The organism is Pseudomonas sp. KCJK9058, from assembly GCF_046230975.1.
Taxonomy (GTDB): domain Bacteria; phylum Pseudomonadota; class Gammaproteobacteria; order Pseudomonadales; family Pseudomonadaceae; genus Aquipseudomonas; species Aquipseudomonas alloputida.
Map to the genome: position 1 here is coordinate 1 of NZ_JBJJLR010000088.1, position 7,771 is coordinate 7,771.

The window sequence follows — 7,771 nt, forward strand, 5'->3', positions numbered from 1 at the left end:
GAGACACAAGGCCGCTTCCACAGAAGATCGCGTTAGCCTGGCAGCAGTATGCTGACCCGCAACCCACCGCTCTCACGGTTCGACAGCATCAGCTCACCCCCATGGCTGGTGGCGATCCGCTGGGCAATGCTCAACCCCAACCCATATCCGCCGGACGCCTGGTTACGCGACCCGTCACCGCGCACGAAGGGGTCGGTAATGGTCGCCAGCAGGCCCGGGGCAATCCCTGGCCCGCAGTCGTCGATATGGATCAATACACCTGTGGTGGCACGTTCCAACGTGACCGAAATGTTCTTGGCGTAGCGCAACGCGTTGACCAACAAGTTTTGCAGGCAGCGCTGCAACAGCAAGGCATCTACCCGCAAGCTGCCCGCCTTGCCGTGGACCGGAAGTGGTTCTGCGGCAGTGGCCAGGTCCGCACACTGGCGCGCAACCAATCGGTCCAGGTCCACCTGCTGCAAATTCTGCTGCTCTCCGGCACGCAGGTAATCCAGAACCTGACCGATCATATCGTCCATCTGCTTGATGTTCTGCCGCAGGCGCTGGCGGTGTTCGTCATCGGGTAATCGCTCCAGACGCAGGCGCATGCGGGTCAGTGGGGTGCGCAGGTCATGAGACACGGCGGCCAGGAAGTAGGCCTTGTCATTGACCATGGCAATCAGCCGCTGCTGCATCGCGTTGAATGCCTGCGCCGCCTGGCGCACTTCCTCCGGGCCATCCAGTGCCAGGGGTGGCTGCTCGAGGTTGCTGCCCAGGCCGCGTGCGGCATCGGCCAGGCGCCGCAACGGGCGCAGGCACAGGCGCACGGCAACCAGGCATACCAGCAGCACCGCGACGATGCGCAGCGCATACACCCGCAGCAGGTAATCGCTGATCAGCACCCAGGCCGACTCGCCGCTCCAGCCCTGCAGTTCCTGGCCCGCAACGGTCAGCCAGTGGCCATCGGCCAGCGGCACCGCGAACTGGATATGCGCCTGGGCCGTGCGCAGGCCGAACAGGCTGCGCCAGACGATCGGCTGGCCCAGTTCGTCGGTGAGTTGCACGTTCATCAGGCGCACGTCCTGGGCATGCCCCAGCTCGTACTTCAGGGCCTGCTGCAACAACAGCTCGACCCGCCTGTGCCCGCGGCGCTCGTCATGCTCTTGCGCAGGCGGGCTTTCGACGCAGTGAAGCTGGTAGTGGGCTTGCGCCTGCAGCGTACCGCCGTGGCAGTCGGCCTGGGTAATCAGGGGTGCGCTGCGTGCAGCAACCAGTCGCACGGGCACCTCTAGCGCCTGAGCGAAACGCACATCGAACCAGATGCTGCTCGACATCAACTGGATCACCAGCGTGCCACTGACCATGATCAGCAGCAGCTGACCAAACAAGGTGCGAGGCCATAGCCGGTGAAACCAGCGCATGTCAGGCGCCGGCCGCGAGGGGGGCGAGACTCAGCAGGTAGCCTTCGTTGCGGATGGTCAGGATTTGCGCGGTCCCCGCCGGCGCCCGGCGCAGCTGCTGGCGCAGGCGGCTGACACACATGTCCACGGAACGGTCGTCGGGCAGGTGGTCGCGGCCGAACGCGCTGCGGGTCAGTTGGTCACGGGAGACCACACGGTTGTTGGCTTCCAGCAGTTCGCGCAGCACGCGGTAGTCGGAGCGCGGCAGGGTCAGGGTCTCGCCATCCGGGCGTGTGAGCAGGCGCTTGACGTGTTCCAGGCGAAAGCCTGCGAACAGCTGGGCGTCCACCACGGGTTCTTCGGCAGAGGTGCCCAGGCGTTGCGGACGACGCAGTACGGCTTTGATCCGGGCGATCAGTTCGCGTGGTTCGAAGGGCTTGGCCAGATAGTCGTCGGCGCCTACTTCCAGGCCGATGATGCGGTCCAGTGTGCTGCCCTTGGCGGACAGCATGATCACTGCCAACCCTGGTGTGGCCTGCAACTGCCTGCACAGGCTAAGGCCGTCCTCACCCGGCAGCATCAGGTCGAGCACCACCAGCTCCACTTTGTGCCGGGCCAGCTGGTCGCGCATCTGTTGACCGTCGGCTGCCGCCAGCACGTTGTAGCCGGCATCGGTCAGGTAATCACAAAGAAGTTCGCGGATCTCGTCGTCATCATCGACAACCAGCAGGGTCGTGCTCATGCAGAAAAACACCTGTTAGGTGAGTGCCCTTGGCGCTCGTTACGTTCAATTACATCCCCGTACATGTCGGGTCTGGAGCCCGGAGGGCTGATCCCTAGAATCCTAACAAAAAATCATCTGCAAATACGAAGCCTTCCCAAATGAATCCCCAAAGCATCACGCCAGTGTTCACCCCCTTCAGTCAAAGCGGCAATTGCCTCAAGCCGCTGGCCTTCTGCGTTGCCGTCGCCATCAGCGGTGGTGCAGTGGCTGCCGACGGCAAACCCCTTGAACTCGACGCCACACAGATCGAAGACAGCGCAGTACTGCCTGCCGACGATGCCGGCCAGTTGGGCTACACGGTCGAGAGCACCCGCAGCTCCACTGGCCTGGCACTGACACCACGGCAGACACCGCAATCGGTTACCACCATCACCCGCCAGCAGATGGATGACCGCGACATCCACACCATCGAGCAGGCGTTGGAAACCGCCCCAGGCGTAACGGCCAACAAGTCCGAGGTGGGTGGGCGCACCGACTACCGCGCGCGTGGATACTCGATCAGCAACTGGAAGGTCGATGGCCTGCAGACCCAGGGCGGCTCCGATTTCAGTGGCAGCGGCAATGCGCTGAACATGGATCTGTACGAACGCATCGACATCGTACGCGGCGCCAACGGCCTGCTGGGCGGCACCGGCGACCCCTCGGCCACCGTCAACCTGATCCGCAAGGCACCGACCAAAACCTTCGGCGGCAGTGCCTATGCCACTTACGGCAGCTGGGACAAGCGTCGTCTGGGGGCGGACTTGAACCTGCCGCTGTCCGAAGATGGCCGCCTGCGTTCGCGCTTCGTGATGACCCAGCAGGATGCCAACTCCTTCCGCGACAACCAGTCCGAACGTTCCCGCGCCGCGTTGGCCAATTTCGAGTTCGACCTGGACGACGCCACTACCTTGGGCGCCGGTTACCAGTATGAATACAACAAGGTCGTGGGTGGCGGCTGGGGCGCGAACATCCCGATCTGGTACCGCGACGGCAGCAAGACCGACTTGCCGCGCAGCACCAACGTGGTGCCCAGCTGGAGCTTTGGCGAGTACACCACCCGCACTGCGTTCGGTTCGCTCGAGCACCGCTTCGACAACGACTGGACCCTGGACCTGAAAGCCGCCCAAGCCACCACCGAAGCCCTGAACCATCGCGGCCTTGCCAAGGTGAACTCAGCTGGGCGCGGCAGCTACGGTGGCTATTGGGACCAGGACGGCAGCGGCGCCGTGCTGAACGGTTTGCACAGCTCCAGCGACACCACCCAGCAGTCGGCGCAGATCGACCTGTCCGGCCCGTTCCAGCTGTTCGGCCGCACCCACCAGGCCATGGTCGGCTACAACGACAGCCGCACCGTCGGCTGGTCGCCTCAGTACACCTGCACCATGGTCGGCGACGGCATGACCAGCGCGCCTGCACTGGGTTGCCAGTTCCGCGCCAACAACGGCTTCCCGGTCACCGACTGGCACAATGGCGTGGATGACGACTACGACCTCATCGCCTCGCGCACCGGCCTTCACAGCAAGACCACCACTCGCCTGCAGGGCATGTACGCCGCCACCCGCCTGAGCATCACCGACCCGCTATCGGTAATCGTGGGCGTGCGCACCAGCAACTATTCCTCGGTCACCCGCAGCGTGGCCGGCGAGCGCAGCAGCCAGGAAGAAAACGGCATCGTCACCCCTTACCTGGGCGCGGTGTATGACCTCAATGACAACTACTCGGTATACGCCAGCTACACCGACATCTTCACCCCGCAAACCTCTGAAACCAGCAGCGGCAGCAAGGTCGAGCCCATTCGTGGGCAAAGCTACGAGACCGGTATCAAGGGTGAGTGGTTCGATGGCCGCCTGAACGCCTCGGCGGCCTACTTCCGCACCAAGCAGGAAAACAAGGCCGTGTTGGACGGCGACCTGACCACCCCTACCGGCGGCAGCGCCTACAAGGCCGGCTCCGGGCAGGAAACCGACGGTATCGACCTGGAAGTCGCAGGCGCCCTGAGCCCCAACTGGAACGTCTACGCCGGTTACACCTACCTGCACTTCCGCCGCGTCGACAGCGACGGCCGCAGCGACCCGTCGCACCTGTTCAAGGCCTCCACCACCTACCGCCTGAGCGGCCCGCTCGACCGCCTGACCCTGGGCGCCGGCGTGACTGCGCAGACCAACATCCGCGCCATCTCCAGCCCGGCTGGCCAGCCCACGAACGGTGTGAGCAATGGTGCCACTGACGTGAACTGGTCCGGTTATGCCATCTGGAATGCCATGGCCAAGTACCAGCTCACCGACGACACCAGCGTCAGCCTCAACGCCAACAACCTGTTCGACAAGCACTACTACAGCCAGTACGGGTTCTATGCCGGGGCCATCTACGGCGACCCGCGTAACCTGTCGTTGACGGTAAGCACCGCGTTCTGATCAAGCCCTTCCACAAGGCCTGGCGCTGTACCTGTAGGAGCGGGTTCACCCGCGAACACCGGCGAAGCCGGTGCCTGCACGCGCATCGCCAGCTTCGCGGGCAAGCCCGGTCCCATAGAGCCAGCGCTGGGTTCAAGGCCTGCGCTGGGCCGCCAAGCGGCCCTTTCTTACCTGGGCTTTACCGCTTGCCCTGGATCAACCGGCTTCTCCAGCTGGCCCTCGAAGCTATCCCAATCCTCGCCAAACAGCTCCACCGGATGCATGGTCCGGTCTGCGCCATTGCCACAGGCTAGCGCCTTGGCAGGGCAGTACAGGTCGCAACCCCAGCAGATACGCTCGGGGTGGCGAGGGTTTGTGGGGAATCTCTTGGCCATGCTCAACCTCCCTCAGGGCTGCCTGTTCTGAACGTAAACTCCTCGCCCAGCCCGTCGTTTGACGGGCATCAATCCATTGGCGATCGCCAGGTCACCGTACATCGCGCATCCAGATATCTGGTTGACAGATATCTGGATCAGAGATATTTTCCACCCTATGTTGGTGCGCCGGGACAACACAATGCGGGTCATAACGAAAGCGGCGGTAACCAAGGCGATTGAAGCCCACGGCCAGTGGAAAGCGCCCCTAAGCCTGTGGCTGACGACCTTCGACAGGGCGACGCTGCGGTTTGAATCTTTTGAACAGTTGAGGCAGACGTGGGTCACTGTGTCTGGCTGGAATGTTGATCGCATCCCCCACTCAAAACTTAGGCCCGCCAGCCGCAAAGGGCCGCTTGATATCTACGTGTTCGATATCAAGAAAAACGAATGCCGCCTGATCGCGTGGCTCAATGCGCGAACGGGCACTCTCTACATCAAGGCCATTCTGTCGCACGCCGAGTACGACAAATGGTGCAGAAGCGATATCAGGTAGCAACCTGGGCCGCGCGATATTTCAATTCGACAGGTGACAACATGAAGCGGGATAAAATCGAAGCCAATGGACTAGATGCCTTCATCGCTAATATTTCACCCATGCTCGATGGCCTGAACACTCAGATGGCAACCATGGCCCAGCTTCTAGCCGCCTGCCATGACCCCATCAAGGACGATGCCGAGCTTGAGGCACGCATGGCATTGATCGACGAACTCTACTCCCATGCGGACAGCGAAGGCCACGCTGCGGCACGCTTTGCCGAGATGGTAGCGGACCGCGTCTACGAGTATGAGAGTGAGTCTGTATTGGTGCCGTTCGCGAGCCAGGCCGAAGCGTTGGCCTTTCTGCTGTCGGACAGGGGCGTGAAGCAGAAGGACCTGTCGGCGATAGCGACCCAGAGCGCGGTATCCGAGATTCTGAACAACAAGCGGAAGATGACGGTTGCGCAGATAAAGGGCTTTGCTGAGTTTTTCGGCGTACCGGTTGAGTTCTTCATGCATGGGGTGGTTTGAAATCAAAGCCTTTGCTTGACCGAATGCTCCATATGAAGCGACCAGGCATGAAAAACCTCTCAATTTGTGCAGGGTTGCCGGACCAGCCATAGCCATGGTGGCTGTATTGGTGTAGACGTTCTGTCAATACACTGAGGTGAGTGTTTTACAATCTTGCGAGCCCCGCGGTGGTGGGGTATCGCAGGGTCGATGATGCACTTTGCTTTATCGCAAAAGGAGTTGCTTTGGAGCACCATTCAACCGGCAAGCGCGGCGTGAGTTACGATCCGCCGCAACGGCGGCAACGCAGGGACATCCCTTCCATCGTGCGCCGGGTGACGATGGGCGTTGTGGTCGTCTGGTTGGCACTTGTGGCAAGCCTTGGCGGCTGGATAACACAGCGCCTTACGGCAGAAGAACTCGACAACCTGGCGGCAGGCGCCGAATACGAAGCCCAGATTACGGGGCGAATCGTAGACCGCCTGTTCACCGAAATGGCCAGCGTGGCCAACATGGTGGCCCGTCAAAGCGAAGTGATCCAACTCGCTGCCCGATATCGCCATGATCCGCCTGGCTTCGCGGCACTCACGCGTGAGGAGCGCGCTTCGAAATTCACCCGTGACCCGCTGGTGCGAAGCGTGGGTGATTTCATGGATAGATTGGCCAGTGATCTTCACTATGCCCGTATCTACATGAACAACCTCTCAGACGATACGGTGACGGCCAGCAACTGGGCGGAGTCATTCAGCATCGTTGGCCAGATCTATACGGGCAGGGCCTACCTCCTCGACGCATTGCGCACCGGCAGTGGTGAAATGTTCGGCATTGCCCGCCTGAACAAAACCCCCTCCTATTTCGTTGCTAGCCGCATCGACGATGCTGATGGCAAGCCACTCGGCTCTGTCACGGTCAAGTTCGATGCCCCGGACATCGCCCTTTACCTGACAGGGCGTCACATTGCCTTGATTGTGAACCGTCAGGGGCGCGTGACCACCGCGTCCAGCGAACCCTTCATGCTGCGTAACGTGGCGTCACTGCTCCCGCCCGATATTCGCAGGCCTCTGGATGGCGACGAAGAGCCGGGCGAGCCCATGGATATCCGCGCAGTGGCAGCCGCGGCTCAGGCCGATCAATGGCTGATTGGCGGGCACCCTTATCTGGTGCATCGCCAGCCCCTGAACGACGCGCAATATCAGCTGCTGACGCTGGCAAAGCTTGATCACCTGCAGCCGATGCGTCAGCAGTACTACTGGACCGGAGCCTCTGTGGCAGCGCTCGGGTTGATCTTGATCTTGCTCTCCAGCCGTGTGGCCGGGCAGATGCTATTGCGCCGCCAGGAAGAACGCTATGCAGCCAACTATGACGCGCTGACCGGGTTGAAGAACCGGCGTGCGATCCTGGCTGCCTTGCATCGGCATTTCGCGTTGGCGAAGCGAACGGGGCAGGGGGTGCTGGTGGCATTTATCGACCTCGACGAATTCAAGGCGATCAACGACACGTACGGGCACGAGGTGGGGGACAAGTTCCTGATCGAAAGCAGCCGGCGCTTGCAGGGCGGGTTGCGGGCAACGGATGAACTTGGGCGCTGGGGTGGTGACGAGTTCGTTGTGATCGGCTTGACCGCTTCGATCCATCCGGACGAAATGGCCAAAACTGCCGCAGCGATGCGCAGACGGCTGGTGCCGCTGCTGATTGGTAGCTACGAGTTTGACGACTGCCGGTTCGATTACGCGGGTGCGAGTTTTGGTATTACGAGTGTTGATCCCGCTGCGACTTCGCTGCAGGCCGCGCTTAAAGCGGCGGATCAGT

The 7,771-nt window shown here is 61.8% G+C and carries 7 protein-coding genes; 4 read left to right on the forward strand and 3 right to left on the reverse strand.

The genetic code is table 11. The annotated features are described in order from the left end of the window. Window positions 1–32 precede the first annotated feature (32 nt). Both ACK59Z_RS25460 and ACK59Z_RS25465 read right to left on the reverse strand, forming a co-directional pair. Window positions 33–1,400 (reverse strand): ATP-binding protein, encoded by a 1,368-nt coding sequence (locus ACK59Z_RS25460; protein ID WP_409293951.1) that lies wholly within the window; start codon window positions 1,398–1,400, stop codon window positions 33–35. 1 nt (window position 1,401) lies between these two features. Continuing rightward, a complete protein-coding gene (locus ACK59Z_RS25465) occupies window positions 1,402–2,121 on the reverse strand; it encodes a response regulator (RefSeq protein ID WP_060545248.1) in 720 nt (239 codons plus the stop codon). 140 nt (window positions 2,122–2,261) lie between these two features. On the opposite strand from ACK59Z_RS25465, the gene ACK59Z_RS25470 reads away from it, so the two are divergent. Then, window positions 2,262–4,559, forward strand: a complete 2,298-nt coding sequence (locus ACK59Z_RS25470) for a TonB-dependent siderophore receptor (RefSeq protein WP_409293953.1) — start codon at window positions 2,262–2,264, stop codon at window positions 4,557–4,559. A 167-nt stretch (window positions 4,560–4,726) separates the two neighbouring features. Here the strand turns inward: ACK59Z_RS25470 and ACK59Z_RS25475 are convergent, their stop codons facing one another. Continuing rightward, on the reverse strand, window positions 4,727–4,933 hold the full coding sequence (locus ACK59Z_RS25475) for a DUF3079 domain-containing protein (protein WP_003255778.1): 207 nt from the start codon (window positions 4,931–4,933) through the stop codon (window positions 4,727–4,729). A 58-nt stretch (window positions 4,934–4,991) separates the two neighbouring features. Here ACK59Z_RS25475 and ACK59Z_RS25480 point away from each other — a divergent pair, with 58 nt between their 5' ends. From ACK59Z_RS25480 to ACK59Z_RS25490, 3 genes are all read left to right on the forward strand, one after another. After that, a complete protein-coding gene (locus tag ACK59Z_RS25480; RefSeq protein ID WP_230849509.1) occupies window positions 4,992–5,468 on the forward strand; it encodes a type II toxin-antitoxin system HigB family toxin in 477 nt (158 codons plus the stop codon). Between the two features lie 41 nt (window positions 5,469–5,509). Next, entirely contained in the window at window positions 5,510–5,983 is a 474-nt protein-coding gene (locus tag ACK59Z_RS25485; protein ID WP_103470263.1) for a type II toxin-antitoxin system HigA family antitoxin, read from the forward strand. A 224-nt stretch (window positions 5,984–6,207) separates the two neighbouring features. Then, a partial coding sequence (locus tag ACK59Z_RS25490) for a diguanylate cyclase domain-containing protein (RefSeq protein ID WP_409293956.1) occupies window positions 6,208–7,771 on the forward strand: 1,564 nt, incomplete at its 3' end.